Origin of the sequence: Paenibacillus sp. VMFN-D1, assembly GCF_003386155.1 — a bacterium.
Lineage (GTDB): Bacteria > Bacillota > Bacilli > Paenibacillales > Paenibacillaceae > Paenibacillus_AQ > Paenibacillus_AQ favisporus.
Map to the genome: position 1 here is coordinate 795,371 of NZ_QRDU01000001.1, position 22,744 is coordinate 818,114.

At 54.2% G+C, this 22,744-nt stretch carries 22 protein-coding genes; 12 read left to right on the plus strand and 10 right to left on the minus strand.

Annotated features, from left to right (window positions below; translation table 11 throughout):
• Positions 1 to 36 precede the first annotated feature (36 nt).
• Both C7820_RS03805 and C7820_RS03810 read right to left on the minus strand, forming a co-directional pair.
• Positions 37 to 1,107, minus strand: coding sequence for a YeeE/YedE family protein (locus tag C7820_RS03805; RefSeq protein WP_116229809.1), 1,071 nt, complete (start codon positions 1,105 to 1,107; stop codon positions 37 to 39).
• 118 nt (positions 1,108 to 1,225) lie between these two features.
• Positions 1,226 to 2,038, minus strand: a complete 813-nt coding sequence (locus C7820_RS03810) for a helix-turn-helix domain-containing protein (RefSeq protein ID WP_116229810.1) — start codon at positions 2,036 to 2,038, stop codon at positions 1,226 to 1,228.
• A 212-nt stretch (positions 2,039 to 2,250) separates the two neighbouring features.
• Between C7820_RS03810 and C7820_RS03815 the strand changes: the two genes are divergently transcribed.
• Positions 2,251 to 3,717, plus strand: a complete 1,467-nt coding sequence (locus tag C7820_RS03815) for a sulfatase family protein (protein WP_116229811.1) — start codon at positions 2,251 to 2,253, stop codon at positions 3,715 to 3,717.
• Positions 3,718 to 3,833: 116 nt separating this feature from the next.
• Here C7820_RS03815 and C7820_RS03820 read toward each other — a convergent pair whose 3' ends face one another.
• The 3 genes from C7820_RS03820 to C7820_RS03830 form a co-directional block, all read right to left on the minus strand.
• Positions 3,834 to 4,796, minus strand: a complete 963-nt coding sequence (locus tag C7820_RS03820) for a serine hydrolase domain-containing protein (RefSeq protein WP_116229812.1) — start codon at positions 4,794 to 4,796, stop codon at positions 3,834 to 3,836.
• A gap of 216 nt (positions 4,797 to 5,012) precedes the next feature.
• The gene (locus C7820_RS03825) at positions 5,013 to 5,603 is read right to left on the minus strand and encodes a YjgB family protein (RefSeq protein ID WP_116229813.1); all 591 of its coding nucleotides are present in this window, start codon (positions 5,601 to 5,603) and stop codon (positions 5,013 to 5,015) included.
• 148 nt (positions 5,604 to 5,751) lie between these two features.
• Positions 5,752 to 6,549 (minus strand): lipase family protein, encoded by a 798-nt coding sequence (locus C7820_RS03830; protein WP_309545735.1) that lies wholly within the window; start codon positions 6,547 to 6,549, stop codon positions 5,752 to 5,754.
• A gap of 79 nt (positions 6,550 to 6,628) precedes the next feature.
• On the opposite strand from C7820_RS03830, the gene C7820_RS03835 reads away from it, so the two are divergent.
• Positions 6,629 to 6,991, plus strand: a complete 363-nt coding sequence (locus C7820_RS03835; protein ID WP_251676848.1) for a DUF488 domain-containing protein — start codon at positions 6,629 to 6,631, stop codon at positions 6,989 to 6,991.
• 90 nt (positions 6,992 to 7,081) lie between these two features.
• On the opposite strand, the gene C7820_RS03840 is transcribed toward C7820_RS03835, so the two are convergent.
• Positions 7,082 to 7,300 carry a hypothetical protein gene (locus tag C7820_RS03840; protein ID WP_116229815.1) on the minus strand — a complete coding sequence of 73 codons (219 nt, stop codon included), beginning with the start codon at positions 7,298 to 7,300 and terminating at the stop codon, positions 7,082 to 7,084.
• A 103-nt stretch (positions 7,301 to 7,403) separates the two neighbouring features.
• Between C7820_RS03840 and C7820_RS03845 the strand changes: the two genes are divergently transcribed.
• Positions 7,404 to 7,799: a MarR family winged helix-turn-helix transcriptional regulator gene (locus C7820_RS03845; protein WP_116229816.1), complete on the plus strand. Its 396-nt coding sequence runs from the start codon at positions 7,404 to 7,406 to the stop codon at positions 7,797 to 7,799.
• 180 nt (positions 7,800 to 7,979) lie between these two features.
• Here the strand turns inward: C7820_RS03845 and C7820_RS03850 are convergent, their stop codons facing one another.
• Complete coding sequence (locus tag C7820_RS03850; RefSeq protein ID WP_258875110.1) at positions 7,980 to 8,912, minus strand: AraC family transcriptional regulator; 933 nt, start codon at positions 8,910 to 8,912, stop codon at positions 7,980 to 7,982.
• A 56-nt stretch (positions 8,913 to 8,968) separates the two neighbouring features.
• Between C7820_RS03850 and C7820_RS03855 the strand changes: the two genes are divergently transcribed.
• Both C7820_RS03855 and C7820_RS03860 read left to right on the plus strand, forming a co-directional pair.
• Entirely contained in the window at positions 8,969 to 10,276 is a 1,308-nt protein-coding gene (locus C7820_RS03855; RefSeq protein ID WP_116229817.1) for an ADP-ribosylglycohydrolase family protein, read from the plus strand.
• Between the two features lie 178 nt (positions 10,277 to 10,454).
• On the plus strand, positions 10,455 to 11,279 hold the full coding sequence (locus C7820_RS03860; protein ID WP_116229818.1) for a sugar phosphate isomerase/epimerase family protein: 825 nt from the start codon (positions 10,455 to 10,457) through the stop codon (positions 11,277 to 11,279).
• A 102-nt stretch (positions 11,280 to 11,381) separates the two neighbouring features.
• Here C7820_RS03860 and C7820_RS03865 read toward each other — a convergent pair whose 3' ends face one another.
• Positions 11,382 to 12,236, minus strand: a complete 855-nt coding sequence (locus tag C7820_RS03865) for a helix-turn-helix transcriptional regulator (RefSeq protein WP_116229819.1) — start codon at positions 12,234 to 12,236, stop codon at positions 11,382 to 11,384.
• 198 nt (positions 12,237 to 12,434) lie between these two features.
• On the opposite strand from C7820_RS03865, the gene C7820_RS03870 reads away from it, so the two are divergent.
• The 3 genes from C7820_RS03870 (at position 12,435) to C7820_RS03880 (ending at position 16,537) form a co-directional block, all read left to right on the plus strand.
• Positions 12,435 to 14,315, plus strand: a complete 1,881-nt coding sequence (locus tag C7820_RS03870; RefSeq protein WP_116229820.1) for a beta-L-arabinofuranosidase domain-containing protein — start codon at positions 12,435 to 12,437, stop codon at positions 14,313 to 14,315.
• A gap of 213 nt (positions 14,316 to 14,528) precedes the next feature.
• Complete coding sequence (locus tag C7820_RS03875) at positions 14,529 to 15,422, plus strand: helix-turn-helix transcriptional regulator (protein WP_251676839.1); 894 nt, start codon at positions 14,529 to 14,531, stop codon at positions 15,420 to 15,422.
• 104 nt (positions 15,423 to 15,526) lie between these two features.
• Complete coding sequence (locus C7820_RS03880; RefSeq protein WP_116229821.1) at positions 15,527 to 16,537, plus strand: phytanoyl-CoA dioxygenase family protein; 1,011 nt, start codon at positions 15,527 to 15,529, stop codon at positions 16,535 to 16,537.
• Positions 16,538 to 16,655: 118 nt separating this feature from the next.
• Here the strand turns inward: C7820_RS03880 and hmpA are convergent, their stop codons facing one another.
• The gene (gene hmpA, locus C7820_RS03885; protein WP_116229822.1) at positions 16,656 to 17,876 is read right to left on the minus strand and encodes an NO-inducible flavohemoprotein; all 1,221 of its coding nucleotides are present in this window, start codon (positions 17,874 to 17,876) and stop codon (positions 16,656 to 16,658) included.
• 273 nt (positions 17,877 to 18,149) lie between these two features.
• Between hmpA and C7820_RS03890 the strand changes: the two genes are divergently transcribed.
• From C7820_RS03890 to C7820_RS03900, 3 genes are all read left to right on the plus strand, one after another.
• Entirely contained in the window at positions 18,150 to 18,911 is a 762-nt protein-coding gene (locus C7820_RS03890) for a sigma-70 family RNA polymerase sigma factor (RefSeq protein WP_181908924.1), read from the plus strand.
• Between the two features lie 91 nt (positions 18,912 to 19,002).
• Positions 19,003 to 19,824: a VOC family protein gene (locus C7820_RS03895; RefSeq protein WP_116229824.1), complete on the plus strand. Its 822-nt coding sequence runs from the start codon at positions 19,003 to 19,005 to the stop codon at positions 19,822 to 19,824.
• Positions 19,811 to 20,626 carry a VOC family protein gene (locus tag C7820_RS03900; RefSeq protein WP_116229825.1) on the plus strand — a complete coding sequence of 272 codons (816 nt, stop codon included), beginning with the start codon at positions 19,811 to 19,813 and terminating at the stop codon, positions 20,624 to 20,626. Before C7820_RS03895 ends, C7820_RS03900 begins: the two co-directional genes overlap by 14 nt.
• A gap of 216 nt (positions 20,627 to 20,842) precedes the next feature.
• Here the strand turns inward: C7820_RS03900 and C7820_RS03905 are convergent, their stop codons facing one another.
• The gene (locus C7820_RS03905) at positions 20,843 to 21,652 is read right to left on the minus strand and encodes a phytanoyl-CoA dioxygenase family protein (protein ID WP_116229826.1); all 810 of its coding nucleotides are present in this window, start codon (positions 21,650 to 21,652) and stop codon (positions 20,843 to 20,845) included.
• Between the two features lie 134 nt (positions 21,653 to 21,786).
• Between C7820_RS03905 and C7820_RS03910 the strand changes: the two genes are divergently transcribed.
• Positions 21,787 to 22,596, plus strand: coding sequence for a helix-turn-helix domain-containing protein (locus tag C7820_RS03910; protein ID WP_258875111.1), 810 nt, complete (start codon positions 21,787 to 21,789; stop codon positions 22,594 to 22,596).
• The last annotated feature ends 148 nt before the right edge of the window (positions 22,597 to 22,744 follow it).

Here is a 22,744-nt window from a genome sequence, read left to right on the forward strand (position 1 = left end):
CCTTAAGATGTGACTAGTCTAACGTAAAGTCCCTAATTAGGTTGTCGTAGTTTGCAGCGAAGCGGACTGCTTCAGCTTGGCTTTGGTGCGAGGGCGGACGTACACGAAATAAGAAGCCGTCCATGTGCCCAAAATCATAAACACGAGGGATACCCAGCCCTGCCATGTCATCATGGCGGTCATGACGAGACCGTTACCGATCGAGCAGCCGCCCGCCCAGCTGGCGCCGAAGCCCATCAGGATGCCGCCGGCGAAGCTCGAAACCGCCGTCTTTGCATCCGGGGCGCGGAAGCGGAATTCCCGGCTGCCTTTGGCGGCGATAAAGGATCCGACAAGGATACCCAGCACCAGGAACATGCCCCAGTTCACATACTTATCGCTGTCTCCCGTAACCAGGTACTGCAAAATGTTAGCGGAAGGCGTAGTGATCCCAAGACCCGACATGCGTCCGGTCGCCTCGCTCAGCGGCCAGGCCAGCAGGGCGATCAGGCCGACAAGAATGGCGGTAAAGAACGGATGCCAGCGTTTTTCGAACAGCAGATGGCTGAGCCCGGTACGCTTTGGCTTCATCGCCGGAATGGCCACCTTCGGTTTGCGCAGTGTACGGATGACCATCACGATCGTAATGACAGCTAAAAGGGCGATAAACGGCCAAACCGAAATGCCGAAGGTGTCCGGAATGGAGTTGGCCGGAGCTTCTACTTTCTTGATTCCGTTATTGAGCGGCGCCAAGGCACCCGATTTCATCGTGGCGCTCATCGCCATATAGCCGAACAGTGCGATCCAGCTGCCGATCAGTCCTTCACCGGCCCGGTACCAGGTTCCAGTCGCACATCCCCCGGCTAAAATAATACCAATCCCAAATATAAACGAGCCGACCACGGTAGCCACCCAAGGGAACGTGCCGGCGCTGAATTCGATGAGTCCAAGCTGGATCAGCGCAAACACGCCGATGCTCTGAATCGAAATGGCGATCAGCAGGGCATAAAACATGCGGTTGTCCTTGGTCAGATACATGTCCCTGAATCCGCCTGTCAGGCAGAAGCGTCCACGCTGCATGACGAAGCCGAGCAGGGCGCCGCACAGCAGGCCTGTTAACATCAACATGACGTCATTCTCCTCCTTTGCTTATATACAAGTAATTCACTTTGTTTTATCGGTATTTATGATTCTAACAAACGGGCAGGAGAAGTCAATGGAGAAATGTTCCAATGAAGCTGTCATATCATGTGATCGTGTTGATGAGCGGAGGCATGCCTGACCGCTGCGCCTGCACAACGTATTCGGTCGGGGAGAGGCCGCAGTACTTTTTGAACACCCGGTGGAAATACGAAGTATCGTAATAACCGAGGTACTGCGATATGCCCGCGACTGTCATATTTGAGCCCAGCAGCAGGCTGCAGGCCTCCTGCATGCGCAGCTCATGCATATACCGGATCGGGGACCGGCCGTAAACCTCCTTGAAGACGGCGGTTACGTAATTGGGGGAGCGGCCGATCAAAGCGGCCAGCCGGGCAATCTCGATCTGCTCCCGGTAATGCTCCAGCAGATAGGCTTTGACCGCTTCGGCATATTTTAGCTTGCTCGGTGTCAGTGCGGGCTGTTCGAGTTCCCGGGCCATCATGCCCAGGAGCTCCTGCAATATACCGAGACAGATGATGGAACGGTAGCTTTTCCCGCCCCGCATCTCTTCGTACAGCCTGTCGCAGCGGTGATAGGCGTACTGGATTGGGGAGAGCCTGAACTTGATGAAATGTCCTTGATCCACGAACGGAATTCCCGTCTCAGCCCCGGGCTCGCATGTAAATAAAACGGTATGCTTTTGGTGGGGAATACCGTCCTTGTTCTCTCCTGAACGGCGGGCTCCACGGGGGATAAAGAGCACGTCCTCCGCTTCGGCGATTACAACACTGCCATTAATCTCGTACCGGACCTGGCCCTGCCGGACGACGACCAGAACGTTGTACGGAATCGTCTCAAGGTTGGTCCTCCATTGGGGGATTTCATTGTCGAAATTTACACTCATGATTTGAAGCATGCAGCTGCACCTCTTTATCCCATAACTTAATAAAACCCTATCATAATGCAGACTTCTCGTAAATTATGCTTCCTTGCAATCGGCATAAATCTTACAAATTGCAATAGAAATGTACATCGGATCAATGAAATGTACATGGACGCAAATGGAGCGTCACGCCTATAATTCAGCTGCATAGGCATTTCATATTATCCGGAGAGGACGGATGAACGATGAGAGTGTTACTGCTGGATTTGGATTCAACGAGACCGGATCACCTTGGCTGCTATGGATACCACCGCAATACGTCGCCGCATATCGACCGGGTCGCGGCCGAAGGCGTACGCTTTGATAACTACTATACATCGGACGCCCCGTGCTTCCCGTCGCGTACGGCATTGATGACGGGCCGTTTCGGCATACATAACGGCGTCGTGGGACACGGCGGGACGGCGGCGGACGTCCGGTACGAAGGAGCTGACCGCGATTTCCACGATAAGCTCGCGTCAGAGAGCTTCCCGGCGGTCTTCCGCCGCGCGGGCATGCGGACGGCCCTAGTCAGCCCATTTGGGGAGCGGCATTCCGCCTGGACCTTCTATGCGGGATTCAACGAAATTTACAATACGGGCAAGGGCGGCATGGAGTCGGCCGAGGAGGTCACCCCCGTTGTGCTGGATTGGATCGAGCGGAACGCAGACCAGGAAGACTGGCTGCTGTACGTGAACTACTGGGATCCGCACACCCCTTACCGGGCGCCGGCATCGTTCGGTAATCCGTTTCAGGACGAACCGCTTCCGGAGTGGATCACGGAAGAAGTGCTGGAGCGCCACAAGCAAAAGGTTGGCCCGCACGGCGCGAACGAAATCAATATGTATAACAGCAGCACGTCGCCTCAGTATCCCCGCCATCCCGGCGACATTCAGAACATGGACGATTTGCGGAGGATGATCGATGGGTATGACTGCGGCATCCGCCATATGGACGACAACATCGGGATGATTTTCGATCGTTTGACGGAGAAGGGGATTATGGACGACCTGGTGATCATCATTACCGCCGACCATGGCGAAAACATGGGCGAGCTCGGCATTTACGGCGAGCACGGCACCGCTGACCAGGGCACCTGCCGGATCCCGATGATCATCCGGTGGCCGGGGATGCAGAAGGGGATTTCCGATGATTCCCTGCACTATCATCTCGATCTGGTGCCGACCGTCGCGGAACTGCTCGGCGTTCAACCTGCGCCTAGCTGGGATGGCCGCAGCTACGCCGGTACGCTCCGCAGCGGAGAGGACGGCGGGAGGGAGTACCTCGTCGTCTCGCAGTGCGCCCACGTATGCCAGCGCAGCGTACGGTTCGGGGACTGGCTGTATACCCGCACGTACCATGACGGATATCATCTTTTTGACAAGGAAATGCTGTTCAATATTACTGAGGATGCCCACGAGCAGAACAATCTGGCTCAGGAACGGAGAGACCTGTGCAGGGAAGCGGTCTACTTGCTGAACGAGTGGCATGACGAGATGATGATGTCGATGAAGTTTGACGTCGATCCGCTGTGGACGGTCATTCAGGAAGGCGGGCCGTATCATGCGAAAGGGCATCTGCCGATGTACATCGAGCGGCTGGAGCAGACCGGGAGAGGGCATGCCGTGGATGAGCTGAAGCGCCGCCATCCGCGGGAGTTTGCACAGAAATAAGCGGTATGTTGCGGGAATGAAGACAAAGGGGCTATCGATTGGCGATAGCCCCTTTCTTTATTACCCGTCGGCGCTGACCATGCTGGCAACGGCGGTTTACCATGCATCGGCGCAGCTTATTTCAAAGCTTCGAGCAGCAGCGGTGCGATGAAATCGCGGAACACATTCGCCGGATGCCGCTCTTTTTTACGCTTGTCATCGGTCAGGACCACTACCGTCTTCAGGACGGGGACGATATAGATGAACTGTCCCGCATATCCGCGGGCGTAAAAATAGTCAAATGAAAGCGGGGATGCTGCAGCGGAATGACCACCAAACTCGGCTCCAAAAGTATCCGTCCACCAATGCCAGCCATAAAAGCCGCGGTTTGGCGAGCCAGCGGGGATGAACGGCTGTACGGACCGGTTTACAAGCTCACGGGTGATCAGCTGCCGCTGCTCCCAGCGTCCTTGCTGCAGATACAGCTGCCCGAACCTCAGCAAATCCCCGGGACGGAGCCATAAGCCGTAGCCTCCGGTGTGGATGCCCTGCGGGTCGGACTCCCAACGATAGTCTTGGATGCCCAGCGGTCCAAACAGATTTTCTTCGGCGTACCGGGCCGTTGACTTGCCGGCGGCTTGTACCAGGATCGCGGACAGAAGCTGGGAGCATCCCGAGCTGTACTCCATCCGGGTCCCAGGTGTATCGGAAATCGGCTGCTCGAGCACAAATTCGACCCAATTGCCGGTTCTGGTCATGCGCGGAAACGATTTGATCCCGCCGAATTCGCTCCATTCAAAGCCGGCTGACATCGTCAGCAGATGCTCCAGCGTGATCTCCCGCTTGCGTGGATCAGAAGCGGAACGTAGCTGCGGGAAAAATTCGGTGATCGGTGTCTCCGCACCCGGCAGGATGCCTTGGTCCATTGCGACGCAGATCAGGGCTGACAGAAAGCTTTTGGTGCAGGAATTGACCTTCGCCTTCTCGTCAGGGATGCGGGGATGGCGGTAGTGCTCAAACACCAGCCTGCCGTTTTGGCTGATCAGGCAGCTTCTAAGGTCGACCGGTGCGATCATTGAATCGAGTGCAGATATATTCATCGGAATCTTCCTTTGTTAAGTATGGCTTTTGTGGCATGACGCCGCCTATACATTATGGCAAACTGACGCCTCCCGGACAAGGTTCGGACGATGCTCCAATGGTTATTTTCGATCGAAGGACCAGCACGTATAATGAATACATAGTCCGCTTGAACCTCATCTGTACACGTAAAAAGACAGCGGCTCAAGGTTAACCACTGTCTTCGGCGAAGGCTGCTATTTAGTTAAAAGGTTAATATGATCAAGCTCCGTGCTGCTGTTGAAAATAAACTCGAGCTTATAGTTGCCGCGGTTGTACGTCAGCTTGGTTTGCGTCTTGTTCCCGGTTTTGAAGGTGGACACCGAACTTGGTGCATACCAGTTCTGCTTCAGCATCTTCATCGTAATGCCGCCGATATTGGTCTGGCGTTCAACGTTAGTGCCGAAGTAACGCATCTCACGGATTTTCCCGAGCTTATAATGGATAGCGTAGCCGGGATTGCCCATATTCGCGCTGTATACATCGAACCCATCGGCATCCTTCATCGGATTTTCGGGTTCCCCGATCTTGTGCAGGACGTCCTGTCGGGTGCTTTTACCAACGGTGAGGCCGCTAACTGCCCCCGGGAACTGGCCTTTCAGCGCCGGTTTGTAGAAACTGTTCAGCGTCTGGAGTGCCTGCTTGGATGCGTAACCCGCATCGGTTGCCGCAGCAGCGTTTGCTTGATGTACGGAATATGTCGTGCCTGCGCCTACGGCTCCCAGGCCTACCATGCCGGCCACGGTCATGGCCATGATTGCTTTTTTTGCCGGTTTTGTGATGTTCATGCTGTATCCTCTCCTTGTAACTTCTGGGGTCTCTATGTTTGTATTACCCATTCTGCGTAAGATTCAATTCTTCTACAGCATAGTAGAACCCGAAGGAGATTGGGTTACGATTCCGTGAAAGAATATGTCAATTTTGACACGGATGGCGTTAAAGGACGCGTTCAGGGAACGGACAGAAGCCAGGATTGGCTGATGACAGCATCTTGGTATATTCCGGCTGAAGCTTGGATAACTCGTTGAAATAGCTGGAGATGACGTGGTTCCCTCCAAAGGATCCGAGCTGAAAATGCCGGGGTGACAAGTTCTTTACATGGCTGTAATAAAATGTTTTGGACCGTTTCGGCAGTTTGTATACGGCCGGGGGCGCATGGGTCACGACATCAAACAGATTGGCGATGCGAAAGCTGTTGGGGACATAGCTGGCACAAGCCTTGGCAAAGGCCGGATCGCCTACCCGCGGTGAACCGAATGTGAACAGGTAAGGGGAGCGGAACCCGGTATTGGCCGCAACATCGACCGCGCATAAGGTCGCCAGCGCTGCACCCAGGCTGTGACCGGTAATAAACAGCGTCTTTCCGCGGGAGACCTTAGCCAGTGTCGAGATAATGCGGGTCCTTGCGGAGGCATAAATGTCCGTGAAGCCCCGATGCGCCATACAGTCTTCTTTAATGTATTTGTATTTCTTCTGAGAGGCGATCAGATCCGCGATCCAGTTGGTCGTCGTGCTGGTTCCCCGGAATGCAATGATGACCTCTTGATCCGAATCGAGAATAAAACCGAAGCGTTCCCAATCGTTCGTAATGGACCTGGCCTCAATCGTCTCAAGCCGTGTGTACGGAGAAGGGACGACAAACGACCCGTCTGCATTCTCAAATTGAGCATAGGTCTGTCCGCAGACGGCCGCCAGAAAAATGGTGCGCTGCTGCAAATCGTCTGCCTTGCTCATACGCATCCCGCCTTTCACTCCTACACTATATTAAGAGGATAAGGATCGGGTGCTTGGGCATGAATAGTCTAATAAGGAGGTGTCCACCATTCCGATTCATATCAAACGGGTCTATGAAAAGCCTGAAGCATCAGACGGCAAACGAATTCTGGTTGACCGTCTCTGGCCGAGGGGACTCACGAAAGAGCAGGCTGCGGTCGACGAATGGATGAAAGAGATCGCGCCCAGTCATGAGCTGAGAAAATGGTACGCGCATCGGCTGGAGCATTACGAGAAGTTCAAAGAGCTCTACCTACAGGAGCTGCAGCAGGACAAGCCTTCCCAGCTTTTACGGCAAATCCGGGAGATGGCGGAGGATTGCACGGTTACGCTGTTATATGCCGCGAAGGATACCACCATGAATCAGGCGGTCGTGCTCAAAGAAATCATTGAAACGTCGTAAGCACCGCGGGCGCGACCGGATATTTCGGTTCTAAGATGGAAGGCCTGCCCCATATTTTGATAAAAGGGGGGAGAAACCGGGTATTGCCGGTTACTGTCCCGAGTCATGATGACTGCTCCCTTTATCTCCGGATTTTTTGTGGCGGGGAAAAATATGAAGCGGAGCGATTCCCACCCATTCATAGGCCTCGGAGATGCCGTACAACTCAGTCAGGCTGTAAATGACGACGAAGGGGAGCAGGCCGATGGCCAATACGGCAAACAACAGTCCAAACGTGACGGATTGCCAGATCGATCCGGATTTGATCAACTTACAACGCCTCGCTTTCATCATGTATGGGATGCCTGCATAGGGGACGACCATCCCAAAACATATCGTATTGCGATATAAATATGTGAAGGAGACCCTCTTCATGACTGATGAACATTTGCCGAAAGCCGTGTACGAGCAGTTGGCCGAATTTCGGTACAGGCTGCGGAAGTTTATCCATTTCAGCGAAAACGCGGCAAGGGACGTCGGCCTGACTCCGCAGCAGCATCAGCTGATGCTTGCGATTCAGGGGTACCCGGGCCGGGATTATGCAACGATCGCCGAAGCGGCGGAAAAGCTGCAGATCACCCATCATGCCTGCGTCGGCCTCGTCTCCCGCTGTGTTCGGGCAGGTCTTATCGTCCGGCGGGCCAACCCGGAAGACGCCCGCAGTGTTCATATCGCCCTGACGGAGAAAGGAATGGATTGTCTCCGGAGGCTGTCCGCTGTACATCTGATGCAGCTGGAAAGCCTTGATTTTAAGTTTCCTAATCTGTAGTTTACCCTCTGTAACATCATTCCGGTGCCGCCAAGAATCGTAAAACAGGTTAACCGGATAGGCGCCTCCTTAAGCCTAAAGGCTGCAGGAGGCGCCATTTTGATTTGGTTGAGCCGCGCCTCTAATTGCCAGCCTAATCACAAATGATTTTGCCGCAGCACAAAATATTTGCTGCCTCTGTCATCTGTTTTTGGACCGCCATTGGCTCGGGGCTTCGCCCATCAGCCGCTTGAAGTGCCGGTTGAAGCTGGATAAGGTCGCATAGCCGACCTCCTCGGAAATAGCCAAAATGCTGCTGCCGCTATGGCACAGCAGGGCAGCCGCAACCTGAATGCGCACGTTGTTGATATAGTCCAGCGGAGCCATGCCCATGCACTTGTGGAAAACGCGCCGGAAATGGGTGACGCTGAGGCAGCATAGCTCGGCTAACCGGTGGATCGGGACCGGTTCCATATAGTGCTGGGAAATGTACTCGAGCGCTTTTGAAATTTGCTGCATCGCCCGCCGGTCGGCCCCGCCAGCCGCAGTTTCAGCTGTGCCGTTCTCTTGAAGCAGCAGCTGCCTGCCGATCAACGTCAGGAGCGTCCAGATGTATCCTTTTACAGCCGATTCATATCCCGGCACGTGTTTCTCCAGCTCCTTCATCGCATGATCTGTCAGCCAGACGACCTCAGCGTGATCATCCGGGGTGACGATGTTGTTGAACCGGGGATACGCATCCGTTCCGACCCGGTCCCAGAATCCGGAAGACACCGGGTCAGACGAAAAGAGGGCGTCCGGATCAATAAAGCAGAAATGCCACCTGCTCTCTTTTCCCTTTAAGCTTTGAGCAAGATGCAGCTGATTCGGAAAGATGATGCTCACATCTCCTTGGGTGTAGGGCAGGATTTTGTCTTCAACGAAAAAGACGCCTGAGCCTTCCAGACAGTAGCCGATCTCAAGGCAGTTGTGAAAGTGCAAATACGTAATCTCGTTGTCTCCCTGGATATAATTGCTGAGCCAATCCACAGGGAAATCGGAAGGAAGCATATAAGGCTGGGATACGACTTTATAATCAAATGGTCGATTCTGCACAGCTTTCAGTCCTTTATCGGCGGAAGTCATTGTTTTCATTATAATAAACTATCCTTGAACGAAATTCATTGATCTTGGGAAAGGAGTTTATCAATATGGCTTATCCTAAGGAACCGAGGATCCACGAACTGGCAGGCAAAATTATTGAGTACGGGCGGCTCGCGCACGAATACGGAGGACGGGGCGTGGCCGATGCCTGGATCGACATGGAAGAGAAGATGAAAGAAACGTTGGAGAAACTGCAGGGATTACCCATTGACGCCGAGCTTAAGGAGCGGGAGCCGGACGATCTGCCGTCCATTCGAGCGCAGCGTACTGAAGGACCAAGAAGGCTGTGGGCATCGTTTGACAAGGCGGTCTACAAGGAAAAGCTCGAAGGGGCGATGCTCGCCCGTTTTGCCGGATGTACGCTGGGGGCGCCGGTGGAATTCTGGGAAGTGAGCGACATGGAGAAATGGGCCGCATATATCGGGGATGCCTTTCCTCCACAGCATTATTGGTCCAAAATCAAAAATCCGAACGATCTCCGTTACGGCAAAAGCACCTTTTATGAATATACCTTGGAAGGCTTGACCCAAGTCCCTGTCGATGACGACATTACTTATACGATCCTCGGTCTGCTCATTGCCGAAGAGCACGGCCTCAACTTCACGACAGAGGATGTGGGTAAGAGCTGGCTCAAGTACCTGCCGGTTGCTTGTACTGCGGAGGAGGCTGCGCTCAACAATTTGAAGGCGGGCATCCCGGCGCTGCAAGCAGCTGACGTAAACAATCCGTTCTGCCAGTGGATCGGTGCGGATATCCGCTCGGATCCGTGGGCTTACCTGGCTCCGGCGTACCCGGCGAAAGCGGCGGAATATGCCTATCGGGACGCTTATTTGAGCCATCGGCGGAACGGGATTTACGGGGAGATGTTTTTCAGTGCTGCGCAGTCCGCGGCGTTCGCCGTCGATCATCCCGAGCAGGCGCTTCGTATCGGCTTAACCGAAATTCCGAAGGAATGCAGCCTTTACAAGGATGTGGAGTGGGCGCTTGCCGTTAGCGGTGAAATCCATGATTACAAGGAAGCCAGAGCGGCGGTTGATGAGCGCTTCAAGGGAATGTCGGGCGTGCACACCAACAATAACGCCTGCTTGACGGTGTTCGGCCTGATGATCGGGGGGACCGATGTGTCCAAGGTGATCTCAGAGACGGTTGCCATGGGACTGGACAACGACTGTACGGCTGCGACGGCCGGCAGCATCGTTGGCGCGATTGCCGGGAAATCCGGCGTGCCGGAGCATTGGGTTAAGCCGTTTCACGATACGGTCACAACGTATATGACGAACGCGGAGAAGTTTCAGATCAGCGACCTGGTCGACCGATTTACCATCCTTGCCGGCAAAACGCATCACGAAGCGTAACTTGGCGACGTCGGCCGTAGTTCTTTTTAAGAACGACCCAGCGTGAATCCGTATGTGATCGAACAAAAGACATGTCAAATCCATCCACGAATCATGCCCTTGGATCCATGGACAACGGGCGGAGGATCGGAAACAATGGGGGAAACGGTGTCCAATCAACCGGGAGAGGTGGAAAAGGATGAAACTCAAATTGATCAAGGCGTTGTGGGGCATGGAGGGAACGGGCACATTGGAAGAGCAGGTGGCGCGTATCGCTTCCGCCGGTTATGATGGCGTAGAGGCGCCCCTGCCGGGACCTGACGACGAACAGCGGTTTAAGGAGCTCCTCGCAAGCCATAAGCTTGATTACGTAGGGATGATTTTTACCGAAGGGCCGGACCACTATGCTTCTTTCGAAGCACAATTGGAACGGGCAACGTCGTTTGGGCCGATCCATGTTACTGCGCATTCCCTAAAGGACTATGTTCCGCTGGAGGAGCAGATCGATTATTTCCGGCGGGCCGTTCAGCTTGAGCAGCAGCTTGGCGTCAAGGTGGGCCATGAAACCCACCGGGGCAGAGCTTTATTTAATCCCTGGGATACGGGGAAGGTGCTGAATGCGGTCCCTGGACTCGGACTGACGGCCGATTTTAGCCATTGGTGCTGCGTTACCGAGTCGACGCTGGAACATTTCGAAAGCGAGCTGGACCTGGCTATCGCCCGCACCGTACATATCCATGGGCGTGTCGGTTATGCGCAGGGCCCTCAAGTTCCGGATCCGCGGGCACCCGAGTACGCGCATGAAGTCGCTCGGCATTTTGACTGGTGGAACCGGATCGCCGATGCGAGGCAACATGCCGGTGCCTCCGAATTGACCTTTACGCCGGAATACGGTCCGCCGGGTTATCTTCACACGCTGCCTTTTACCAATCAGCCGGTTACGGATTTGTGGCAGGTATGTAAGTGGACGGTAGACCAATACCGTGAAAACTTCGAACGAACCCAATCCGTGAGAGCCACCTGACAAACATGAGTGAACCTATGTAAAAGAATGCAAAAAAGGCTGACGCAGTGCTTCAACAGCATGCGGGCAGCCTTTTTTTATCAATGCGGATACGGAGGGCGATTAATTTCGGTAGAGCTGCCGGAAAGACTTCGGGGTATGACCGGTATATCTCGCAAAGCTCCTAACGAAATAAGGAAAGGATCCGAAACCCGTCTGCTCGGCGACACGTCCGATCGGATCGTCGGTATGGATCAGAGTTTGCTTGGCCTGCTCGATCCTGTGCCTCGTTAAATACTCCAGCGGCGTACAGCCGAACGTCTTTTTCATACATATGGCGATGTAGTTGGAATGAAAGTGCAGGGCTTCCGACATCCGTTTATAGCTGATGGGCTCCCGGTAATGCCGGCGAAGATATTCGCCCGCCAGTTCCGCCACCTTCAGATGTGGATTTTGTACTTCTCCTCCTTCCGTCTGCTGCAGCATGGACAGTAGGTCCTGAAAGCAGATCTGCTGCTTCCAGCGGGCGGATACAGTCTGTTCCGGGTGCAGCAGCATCAGCCTGCGGAGGAGCTCTTCCACTTGACTTGGGAGAAGCGGGGCTCCTTGCTGGGAAATATAGATTGAGAATTTCTCGATCTGATAGAGCGGATGGCCTTCAAATGCCGGTAAAGAGGAATCCTGCTCGGAAACTTCGTTCCAGCTGCCCAAGGTTTGAAAATGCAGCCAGTAAAAATGCGTTTCTTCCAAACAGGGCCGGGCGGTCCGGTGCGACCGGTCAGGCCGAAGGATGGCGTAATGTCCCGCCGGGATGGTCAGCATCGTAAGCTCTTCCTCCAGAAACAGGCAACCCCTCGTCACGAAGATCAGGTCAAAGACGCCGATGCCGCTGCGGTCCGGATGGATTCCGCCAATCGGGTAGGTGTCCTCCCCGCAGGTAATGTAATGGGGCAGAGGCGGAGCGATGAATTGAAACATGGCGATCCTCCTTCCTTCGAATCGAATTGCTTCTATCATAAAGGATTACACATGGCGAAGCCATATGTTTTGCCTGCATGATGAGGTTGTGATTGGACAAAAACATGTTGATATCCGGTATCGGTAAATAGCGGGGGACATGGTATATTTCATAGCGTTAGCCAAAGTAAACCGAAGATGAAAAGGGAGTGGCGAGCTATGAAATTCGTTAAAACCGCTTTTGAACAACTGCCGCTTGGCGCGGTTAAACCTTCCGGTTGGCTTAAGGATCAACTGATGATTCAAGCAAAAGGTCTTACCGGGCATTTGGAGGAGCATTGGGCGGATGTCGGGCCCGAAAACGGGTGGATCGGAGGCAGCGGAGAAAGCTGGGAACGCGGACCGTACTACTTGGACGGGCTCCTTCCGCTGGCCTATTTGCTCGAAGATGAAAGGTTGATCGCCAAAGCCAACCGGTGGGTTGAATGGTCGCTTGCCAGTCAGCAGGACGACGGCCACTTCGGTCCGAAACGGATCGAAACCGTCAACCGTGAGGTCGATAAAAAGCACGATTGGTGGCATTACATGATCATGCTAAAGGTTATGATGCAGCATGAAGAAGCGACGAAAGATGAACGGATCGTTCCCTTTCTGACGAAATTTTTCGGCTATGTCCGAAGCACCATTGAAGAGAATCCGCTGCAAGGCTGGGCGAAAACCCGGGGAGCAGAAATGCTGCTCTGCCTGGTATGGCTGTATAAACGGACGCAGGATCCTTTGCTGCTGGAAGTGGCGGAGATTTTTGCCAAGCAGACGACGGACTGGTCCGATATTTTTTACGATTTCCCGTTCTGGCGCAAGGTGGAGGAATGGGACTGGACGACGCATGTGGTCAATGTGGCGATGGGGATCAAGACGCCGGGGGTTTTGTACGAACTGACCGGAGATGCCGTCTTGAGGGAGGCTGTGCACCGCGGAATCGATTCGCTGATGACATACCACGGTCAGGCACATGGCATGTTTTCGGGTGACGAGTGGCTCTCCGGCACGCACCCGAGTCAGGGTGTCGAGCTGTGCGCCGTGGTGGAATACATGTTTTCGATGGAGCAGCTGACGCGGATATTCGGCGACGGCAGGTTCGGCGACATTCTTGAGAAAGTGGCGTTTAATGCGCTGCCGGCGGCAATCTCTCCGGATTGGACTTCCCATCAGTACGATCAGCAGGTGAACCAGATTTTGTGCAACGTCGCTCCCCGCAGCTGGGTGAACGGGCCTGACGCGAACCTTTTCGGCCTGGAGCCGCATTTCGGCTGCTGCACCGCGAATATGCACCAAGGATGGCCGAAGCTGACGTCGCATTTGTGGATGAAGGACCATGAGGGCGGGCTTGCAGCCGTCTCCTATGCGCCGTGTACTGTCGAGACCCCGGTTGGGAACGGCTCCTTGGCCAAGCTGGCCGTCAGCGGAGAATATCCCTTCCGGGACCATGTCTCCATCTCAATCACTTTGGAGCGTCCGGAAACATTTACGGTTTCCTTGCGGATCCCGTCCTGGTGTACACAGCCTGAAATCCAGGTCAACGGTACGCCGGTGAACGTTCAGACCGAGAACGGCTATGCCAAAATCAACCGCGAGTGGGCGAGCGGAGACGGGATCGAACTGACGCTGCCGATGGCCGTCAGCACGACGTCGCGCAACCTTTATGCGGTCAGCGTAGAGAGGGGACCGCTTGTCTATGTGCTGCCGGTCCGGGAGCAATGGCAGATGGTGCGGGAGCGTGAAATGTTCCATGATTGGGAGCTGTATCCGGGATCGGCCTGGAAATACGGCCTGTTGGCCGATACCGGCTTTGAGGTAACCGAGGCGGATATTCCAAGCCAGCCGTTCTCCGCGGATGGAGCCCCCGTGCGGATCAAAGCATCGGGACAGCTGGTAAAGGACTGGAAGATGGAAGGCAACAATGCAGGCACACCGCCCATTCATCCCGACTGTAACGGTCAGCCTGTGGCGGAGCTTGAGCTGATCCCTTACGGAAGCGCGCGGCTGCGGATCGGTGAGTTCCCGCTCATCGGCAGCCGGAAGCGGTTCAAGGAGCAATAAGATAAGCTGGGTCAGGCAGGGCTTCTCACCCTGCACGGCAAGGCGTGCGGAATCCGTCCCGGGTTCGCTCTAAAGAGAGAGATGCCGCAGGGCATGCGGTTATCTCTCTTTTTTTTGGGCTGCAGGGCGCGGTTTAATAGTGTATCATGCTATTAAAACGAGCGGTTCCGATCCGGCAGCGAGAGGGCCAGAGACTAGGGAGGTTGTGCATCGTTGCTTACATTACCCGCCATTCATGCCATGGGGGACATCGCCGTGAAGCCGGGATCCGTTCTCGGGATGCGTACGATCGACGATTTCGAATTGGTGTACTTTCCGGCAGGGACCCGATCCGTTTACGAAATCGACCGGGGGCCGTTTGCGCTGGACCGTCCGGGAGTTGTGTTCACCTGCCCCGGAGAACCGCACCGGTACCGGTTTGATCCCAGCCTTCCCACAAGGCACTTATTCGTTCACTTCGAATTTGCTGCATTTCGGGAAGCCTTCTGCAGGCCGGACCACGATCGGGAAAATTTCCGTGACTGGTCGGTCATTGCCGGAGGGAGCCTGATTCCCTCCATGCTTAAGCAGATGCTGAAGATCGCGCATATGAAGCCGGCCGGCTGGCAGCGAAGGGCGTCCGTTTTGCTGATGGGCGTCCTAGAGGAATGGCAGGCGATTGAGGAAGACGAGTCGATGTCGGCCGCTTCGCTGCCCGCTCCCATCATGCGGGCCATGGATTATATGGAGCAGCAGCTTCACCGCCAGATTACCATTGAAGAAATCGCGGCCAGCTCGGGCTGGACCCATGAGCATTTCACCCGAATGTTCGTCCGCTGGATGGGCATTCCGCCTCAGAAGGCGCTGCTGGAACGCCGTCTCCGGAGAGCTGAGCAGCTCCTGATTCAGGCGGAGCGGACCATCAAGCAGATCGCTTACGACGTCGGCTTCACCGATGAGCATTATTTCTCACGCATGTTCAAGCGAACCCGTGGAATGACGGCCCTGGAGTTTCGCGACCGGTTCGCGGATCCGTTGTTCCGGCATTTGGCCGTCATCGAGGAGGAGGAGGCCGCGTATCCTTTGAACCGGCATTTTGTCGTACTGGATCACGGGGATTCCCGATAAAGCGGATATCAAATCCGTCCACCGTTTTCCGTGTCCTCTCCATTGAGAACGCTTACGTAATCCTGCACACTTAAGGTAATCAATGCGTGTGGAGGGGATCAGCCATGGGGCAGACTTATGTGCCGAAAGCCAAATTAAGAGAGGACCGTTATTATGTAACGGTGGAAGAGTATAAGCAATATCATAAGGACGGATTCGTCATCGTCCGGGGGCTGCTGGATCCGAAAGAGATCGGGCAGTACGCCGCTTGGGCAGAAAGGCTGCGGATCGAGAATGAAGGAAAGCGCGAGCAGGCATCCGAGGAGGATACCGACCCGCTCAAAGCGGAGTTCGCCGAAAAAACGCGGGTTCATATGATCTCACGCCTCTACCCGGAAGGGGAGCAGCTGATGCTGCATCCCCGAATCCTCGATGTACTTGAAGCGCTGACGGGTCCGGATGTGTATGCCCTGCAGTCCATGATCTTTTTTAATCCTCCGGGAAAAGGGGGACAGGGATGGCATCAGGACGCATATTACATCAAAACCCATCCCGACACGCTGATCGGAGCCTGGATCGCGCTTGAGGACGCCGATGAAGAGAACGGCTGCCTGTGGGTGGTTCCCGGCTCCAACCATGAGCCGATTTATCCGCCGCCGGGAGATCATGGCGGAAACGTTCACGCCAGGGAGGCGTTTTCCGATCTCCATTCCGTGGAGCATGTCAGTCACCTGGATGACGAAATCAACACGCTGTCGAAGGTGGTATCCCGTTATCCGGACCCGATTCCGGTTCCGTTGAGGCCCGGGGACGTGCTGTTCTTCCATTCCCACCTGTTTCACCGCTCCTACCCGAATCGAACGACGGACCGTTACCGCCGATCGTATGTGTGCCATTACTGCAATGCCCGTTCGTTTGTTCCATGGGACCATGACGGCTACGAAGGTGACAGCGGGAATTACCGCCAAATCCTGGCGCGCGGACGGACGCATCTGGCTTATGCCGAACCGCTATTCGATACGCCGGTTGATATTACGCAGCATGATGAGATTCCCGAGTCCACCAGCGTGACGATGATGGGGATGGACGACGGCATGATGATGCCGGTCGTTCAGGAGAAAGACGAACAGGACTGAATCGCGGTACCTGGACTTTTTTGGAGTCATGAATCCAGCCTTTTGTATCTTTCATAAAAAGAGCCCGGCACCTGTGCCGCGCTCTTCTTTGTTTTGAAGGCGTATGCCCCCAATCACGCTATTCTTCATCCAGTATGGCGATCGGACTGAAGGCTTCATAATGAATGCGCTCCTTAGGAATTTCCAGCTCTTTCAATGCTTGATTGATTGCTTTCATGAAGGAGACGGATCCGCAAAAATAATACACCGTCGGCCCGGACGGAAGAATGGAGCGCAGCCACTCTGCATCAACAAAGCCCTTGTGTGAAAAGCTTTCTGAGCCCAGGTCTTGCTCGGTTGGAGAAGAATACGCCGTGAAGCAGCGGAGGTTCGGATGGCTGTTGGCCAGCCCGGCAAGATGCTCCTTGAACGGATGGTTGTTCCCGTTCGCGGCCGCTTGCACAAAGGTTACTTCGCGGCCTGAAGATTGATCGGCAACGGTATTGATCATGCTCATCAAGGGAGTAACTCCGATTCCTCCGCCGATGAGGACCAGATGGTCGTTGGTATGGTCTAGGGTGAAATCACCTGCCGGCGCTGAAAAGAGGAGGGAATCCCCTTCTTGAACGCGGTCATGCAGATCGTTCGATACGATCCCGGCCGGTTTCCCCTCGTTCGAACGCTCCTGCTTCACGCTGATCCGGTAATAGCTTTTGCCCGGGGCGTCCGAAAGGCTGTAATGCCGAATGTGCTTATACTTTTCGCCCGGAACTTCCGCTTTGATCGTTAGATATTGGCCGGGTTCAAAGCCAGCAAGGGCCTGTGTGTCCGAAGGCTCGAGGTAGAAGGAGGTCACATCGTCGCTTTCCGCTACTTTCCGGGTAACCGTAAAGCTGCGGAAACCTTCCCACCCTCCGGCTTGTTCTTTGGCTTCTTTATAAAGATCCTGTTCAATTTGAATAAAGGCATCGGCAATATATTCGTATGCCTTACCCCACGCCCCGATAATGTCATCGGTTGCTGCACTTCCAAGCACCTCCTTGACCGCCTCGAGAAGCGTCTCACCGACCAACGGGTATTGCTCCGGTTTTACGCCGATGGCCCGGTGCTTTTGGGTGACCCTGGTAATGACCGGCATGATGGCATCCAGATTCGTAATATGTTCACCCGCAGAGTATACCGCATAACCCAGTGCCTCCTGCTGCAGCCCGCGCTTCTGGTTGGTCTGGTTAAATAGGTTATACAGATCCGGAGCCTTGGCAAACAACAATTCGTAAAACTTTTTTCCGATTTGTTCGCTGTGCTGCTTAAGAACAGGCGCTGTCGATTGAACGATTTCGATCGTTTTAGAGTCAAGCATGTCTGTTGAGCCTCCATCCATATTTCATTACCAACCATTATCTTGACCGATTTCATTTTGCATTAGTCAAAATTTATCCAAATGATGGGGCTCTATGATATGCGGTACAGGGAGGGGGCAAGAACAGATTATTTTTTTTTGAGAAAAAGAGGAAAAATCAAAACAAAGGCAGAATAACTTGGATGGGAACATTTGTTTGTGTTTTGTTTTTTATTCACAATCCCGAGGGGCAGATCTTATGCGATGATGGTACAAGGGAGTGAGGTGAGTTATATGACGGAAACAACCCTTAATTCTTCCTTCCCGGGGGAATTTGCCGGATTCTTGGCCGAAGTGAGACCCCAGCTGCTGCAGTACTGCCGATCGCTGACCCATCGGGAATGGGAAGCCGAGGACCTGGTTCAGGATACCATGGTCAGATTGATGAACCGGTGTATACAAATGCCGGAGATGACCCTGAGCAAGCCGTATGTGTTTCGCACGGCCCGCAATCTTTGGATCGACCGCTGCAGGTCCAGCCGGAGGCTGGTCACCATACCGGTCGAACATTTTGAATCGGCATACGGAAGTGAAACGGAACCCTTCGCGGACTCCCTGATCACACGTGGTCTGCTGGAAGAGCTGATGTACCGGCTGAAGCCGAAGGCTTTCGTCATGGTCCTCCTGTGCGACGTATTCGGGTTTACCGCCAAGGAAGCGGGAAGCTGCATCAACATGGCGGAGGGGGCCGTTCAGGTCGCCCTTTCCCGGGCGCGCAAACGGCTGCGCCTGCTGGCGCTCCATAAGCCGGAAGGGATCGGGAACGATGCATGCGTGCCGCGGAGCCGACCGGGAGACCCCATGTCGGCCGCCAAGCTTCTGGAAGCGGTTGCCACTGCTTTTATCCGCCATGATCCCCACTTGATTTATGAAGCTTATCTCCGGGTGTACGAGAACGGCTGCCGCATTGCGGACATCCGGACCCGCGATGGTCGATTTTATTTTACTTTTCAGGATCCGGACGGCAATGTTTTTATGGTGAGCGAAACATTTTAATCATCACTTTAAGGTGATTGTGTATGGTTGTAGGCAGAATCATCGTTATTTACATGTGAGGGCATTTAAGCTAGAGAGGAGGTAAAGTTTCATGCCATCAGACGGCGCTTCATTTGTATGCATCGACAGAGTCATTCTGCCGGTCCCTGATGCCAAGGCGGCTGCGGAATGGTACATCAACGAGTTTGAATTCCGGATCGGGCGCAGAGGCAGTAAGGAGATCGACTTGCGGATACATGATGGGGAAACATTGCTTACGCTGACGGAACATTCCGGAAACCAGCGTTATCAGCCGCTTATCCACCTGGACGCCCCCGGCCACGTTCCATGCTTCAACTTTTATAGTCATTGGGACGATCTGCACAGCGGCTGGCTTCGTTCCAGGAACATTTCGGTCACGTCAACGATGCAGATGGCTCACATGAACGTTTGTGAGATGACCGATCCATACGGAAACGTGACCGGGATCTGCCATGAAAAAAGCAATTCGCTCTTCTACACGCCGGCTCCCGGACCGGTTCCCCCGATGTTTCACCGGATTCTCGCCGTTTTCCTTCCCGTTATAGATTTGGATTCCTCGATCCGATGGTACTCGGATATGCTTGGCTTTGAGCTGGTAAACCATTGGGGGCAGGGGGCCGATCTCAAAATCGGCAAGGGAGAAACGATTGTCACGATGATTGTTATGGACGAAGAGCTGCACCGTCAAGCGTTGCTGAGGCTGAACGGCCAGGCTTATTATTCGCTGCAAACGCCCAGCATTCACGATGCTTACCGGCAGCTGTCCCAATTAGGCGTCCCAGCCGAGGCATGCAGGGAACAGGATGGAGTCAACAGGTTCCACATTTGTTCTCCGGAAGGTTTAATCATCCGTATATCGGAAAAGGAGCTGATTCAAATTGTCTCAACATGAAGAAATGAACCACACCACCACGATCCCGTTCGAGAACCGGGTCGCAAGCGTGTTTGTGCATGTCACGAATCTTCGGGAATCCGCCGAGTGGTACAGCCGCCTGCTGGGTCTTCCGATCAAGGAAGAACGGTTAAACGGCGGACCGGTGTATTGGTTTGATTTTCAAGGAACGCACCTTATCCTGGATTCCAATTCGGGGAACAGGGAAAATCCGGATTGGAGGGAAGACATGATGCCGCGTATGATGTTCCCTGCCAAGGATATTGACGAGGCATACCTTTTTATTCGGGAGCAAGGCACGCCTCTATCTGAACCGGAAAGACACGGGCCGATGGCATACTTTAACTTCCGCGACCCGGAAGGGAACGTACAGATGGCATGCTGGGCAGAGAACCGTGAGGAAGACCTCTCTTTGGCAGGATTAAGCCGAAGTCCGATTTTGCCGAGAATCGGCGGCGTATTTGTTGACGTGAAGCATATGCCGGCGGCTGCCCGGTGGTACTCGGGTCTGCTTGGTGCGGAATATGATGAAGCGGCTGCCGAGCAGCGGATTTATTCCGTTCCGACGGCATCCGGTGCCGCGCTTCTGCTTGACCATAACCGTCATCTGAACGGGGAGTCGTTTTCGGAGCTGTTTTATTTCGAAACAGAGGATTTTGACGGGGCACTCCAATTTGTAGAGTCTAACGGCTTTGAGTTGGCCGGTGAACCTCAAATCTTTCCTGACCTGAGCGAATTTGGGCTTCTGGACCCGGATGGGAACCGGATCGTCATTGCACAAATGAACGGAGAAGGACATTGAAAGAATGAGGGAGAAGCGTACGGCGCGTTGTTCAGCTGGTTTGAGCAAGGGTCTTATGAAAGGGATGTACGTGATGGCGTCGGAGCAGACTCCCCCAAGCGTTTGCTTGGGGGATCCGCTGTGAATACCGCCCCTGTCAGCCTGGCCAGAATGGCTGCAAATCACGGTAATTCATCCTGCACGCTTGTTTGCCACCCTCCGGATTTCATTGATTCATTAATGCGGGTAGGCGGTGCCGAATTCGATGCCGCAAGGACCGCCGTCCGGATTGACATCGAGATCGACCTCACTTCCGTCCCTGCGGAACAACGGCCGATAAAATGAACTGATCTGGGTAGCGGAAGCATTGGCATAATGGCAAATAAAAGCACGCCGGAAACGATTGTGCGATTTATTGCGGTAAGACCCGTGGATCAGATTACCGTTGAAGAACAGAACGTCTCCCCGGTCCATGATGGCAGGCACGGCTTTCCTGTCTTTGGGCGGCTTGACCAGATGAGTCGTGAACGACTCGCTGGAATCTGCTTCCTCCGGACAAACCAGCGCATAATCGCTCGTTTTGGGAACGATGAGCATTCCGCCGTTTTCTTCATCCGCCGGGTCGATTGCGGTCCAGGCCGCAATGCAGTTACCCGGTTCAACCTGCAAGTAGAAGTTGTCCTGATGCAGCGCTTGCCCGCGTGAGCCCGGCGGTTTGTAATAAAACATGCTTTGTGCCGCCAATGCCTCCTCGCCGTACAAATCGGCGAGCACATCCATCACGGGTTTATGCAGCATATACTTTTTTGCGGTAGCGTTGAACCGGTGGGGATGCATGACGCGAGGATATCGCTTCAGCGGATCGCCTGCTTCCTGATCGAGCACCGGCTCGAAGTGTCCGGGTACGACGGTGTTGCCGATCTCTTCGAAGGTAGCGTCAATGTCTCTCAATTCTTCCGGCTGAAAAAGCCCCTTTACGATTAAATACCCTTCCGTTTCAAACATTCGCAGCTGTTCTTCCGTCAAAACTTGCGGATTCGTCTGCATGGGGGGTCCCTCCCTGATTCGTAATGGATACTGATTGACAATAGCATACGGTAACTCTATGTTAAGGAGAAGACTGAAATCTGCTATTAAGTCACGGAATCCTGCTATCATCCGAAATGAGGGGAGGTGCGAATGTGTCAGGGTTTATTCGTCAACCCGACGTCCTTGAAGGAAGTGGCGCAGCGATATTCGGTGACCATTTTGAAAAAGATGACACCTACAGGCTTCACCGGCCAAACGGGATGCGGGACTGGCTGCTGGTCTATACGCTCAGCGGCGAGGGTTACTTCCTGACACCCAGCGGAAAGAAGGGGTGCGGAGCCGGGCAGCTTGGCCTGCTCCGGTCAGGCGTGCCGCACGAATACGGGACGGTCCGCGGATCATGGTGGAATTTTTTATGGATCCATTATCCCGGACTCCCGGAAAACGCTTATCTGCCCGAAGATGACATCCTGATTGAAGCGCTGTCCGAAGATCGCATCAAAGACCGGATCGAGCGGGCGTTTCGCAACGTCCTTCAGGATTCGCGCGACCGATCCGTTTTGTGGAAGCCCTTGTGCGAGAACGCGATTCGTGAAGTGCTGCTTCTGCTTGCGCAGCGGACGAAGAAACGATTTGATCCCAGAATCGAACAGACGCTGGGTATCCTCTCCAGCCGGATGAAGGAGGAGATCAGGGTTGATCTGTTGGCCCGGGAGGTCGGGCTGTCCCCTTCACGTTTGGCTCATTTGTTTAAGGCAGAGACGGGTCGCACCATTGTGCAGCATGTCAATCAAATGCGCATCCGTCAAGCGGCTCTGCTGATGAAGCATTCCGGAAGGCTGGCGGTAGAAGCCGCCATAGAGGTCGGCTTCGGCAACTATAACCACTTTGCCGATCAATTTCGCAAATATTACGGAGTTACACCCCGTGAATACCGCAATCCGTCCCCTAATACAGAATAGAGCCTTTAAGCGGAGGAACTGTGGTTGAACCGGACTGTTAAATAGTGGTATATATGAACGAGACAGGCGACCGCAAGTCGGCGTTCTTGACCCAGCAATGCGGGAGGGCGGCATGATGACACATGCGGAGCGCGACATTTGTGAAAGG

Excerpts from the sequence above, each read along its gene's own strand:
- C7820_RS03805 (WP_116229809.1), bottom strand. The coding sequence starts at position 1,107 with ATGTTGATGTTAACAGGCCTGCTGTGCGGCGCCCTGCTCGGCTTCGTC.
- C7820_RS03810 (WP_116229810.1), bottom strand. The coding sequence starts at position 2,038 with ATGCTTCAAATCATGAGTGTAAATTTCGACAATGAAATCCCCCAATGG.
- C7820_RS03815 (WP_116229811.1), top strand. The coding sequence starts at position 2,251 with ATGAGAGTGTTACTGCTGGATTTGGATTCAACGAGACCGGATCACCTT.
- C7820_RS03820 (WP_116229812.1), bottom strand. The coding sequence starts at position 4,796 with ATGAATATATCTGCACTCGATTCAATGATCGCACCGGTCGACCTTAGA.
- C7820_RS03825 (WP_116229813.1), bottom strand. The coding sequence starts at position 5,603 with ATGAACATCACAAAACCGGCAAAAAAAGCAATCATGGCCATGACCGTG.
- C7820_RS03830 (WP_309545735.1), bottom strand. The coding sequence starts at position 6,549 with ATGAGCAAGGCAGACGATTTGCAGCAGCGCACCATTTTTCTGGCGGCC.
- C7820_RS03845 (WP_116229816.1), top strand. The coding sequence starts at position 7,404 with ATGACTGATGAACATTTGCCGAAAGCCGTGTACGAGCAGTTGGCCGAA.
- C7820_RS03850 (WP_258875110.1), bottom strand. The coding sequence starts at position 8,912 with ATGAAAACAATGACTTCCGCCGATAAAGGACTGAAAGCTGTGCAGAAT.
- C7820_RS03855 (WP_116229817.1), top strand. The coding sequence starts at position 8,969 with ATGGCTTATCCTAAGGAACCGAGGATCCACGAACTGGCAGGCAAAATT.
- C7820_RS03860 (WP_116229818.1), top strand. The coding sequence starts at position 10,455 with ATGAAACTCAAATTGATCAAGGCGTTGTGGGGCATGGAGGGAACGGGC.
- C7820_RS03865 (WP_116229819.1), bottom strand. The coding sequence starts at position 12,236 with ATGTTTCAATTCATCGCTCCGCCTCTGCCCCATTACATTACCTGCGGG.
- C7820_RS03870 (WP_116229820.1), top strand. The coding sequence starts at position 12,435 with ATGAAATTCGTTAAAACCGCTTTTGAACAACTGCCGCTTGGCGCGGTT.
- C7820_RS03880 (WP_116229821.1), top strand. The coding sequence starts at position 15,527 with ATGGGGCAGACTTATGTGCCGAAAGCCAAATTAAGAGAGGACCGTTAT.
- hmpA (WP_116229822.1), bottom strand. The coding sequence starts at position 17,876 with ATGCTTGACTCTAAAACGATCGAAATCGTTCAATCGACAGCGCCTGTT.
- C7820_RS03890 (WP_181908924.1), top strand. The coding sequence starts at position 18,150 with ATGACGGAAACAACCCTTAATTCTTCCTTCCCGGGGGAATTTGCCGGA.
- C7820_RS03895 (WP_116229824.1), top strand. The coding sequence starts at position 19,003 with ATGCCATCAGACGGCGCTTCATTTGTATGCATCGACAGAGTCATTCTG.
- C7820_RS03905 (WP_116229826.1), bottom strand. The coding sequence starts at position 21,652 with ATGCAGACGAATCCGCAAGTTTTGACGGAAGAACAGCTGCGAATGTTT.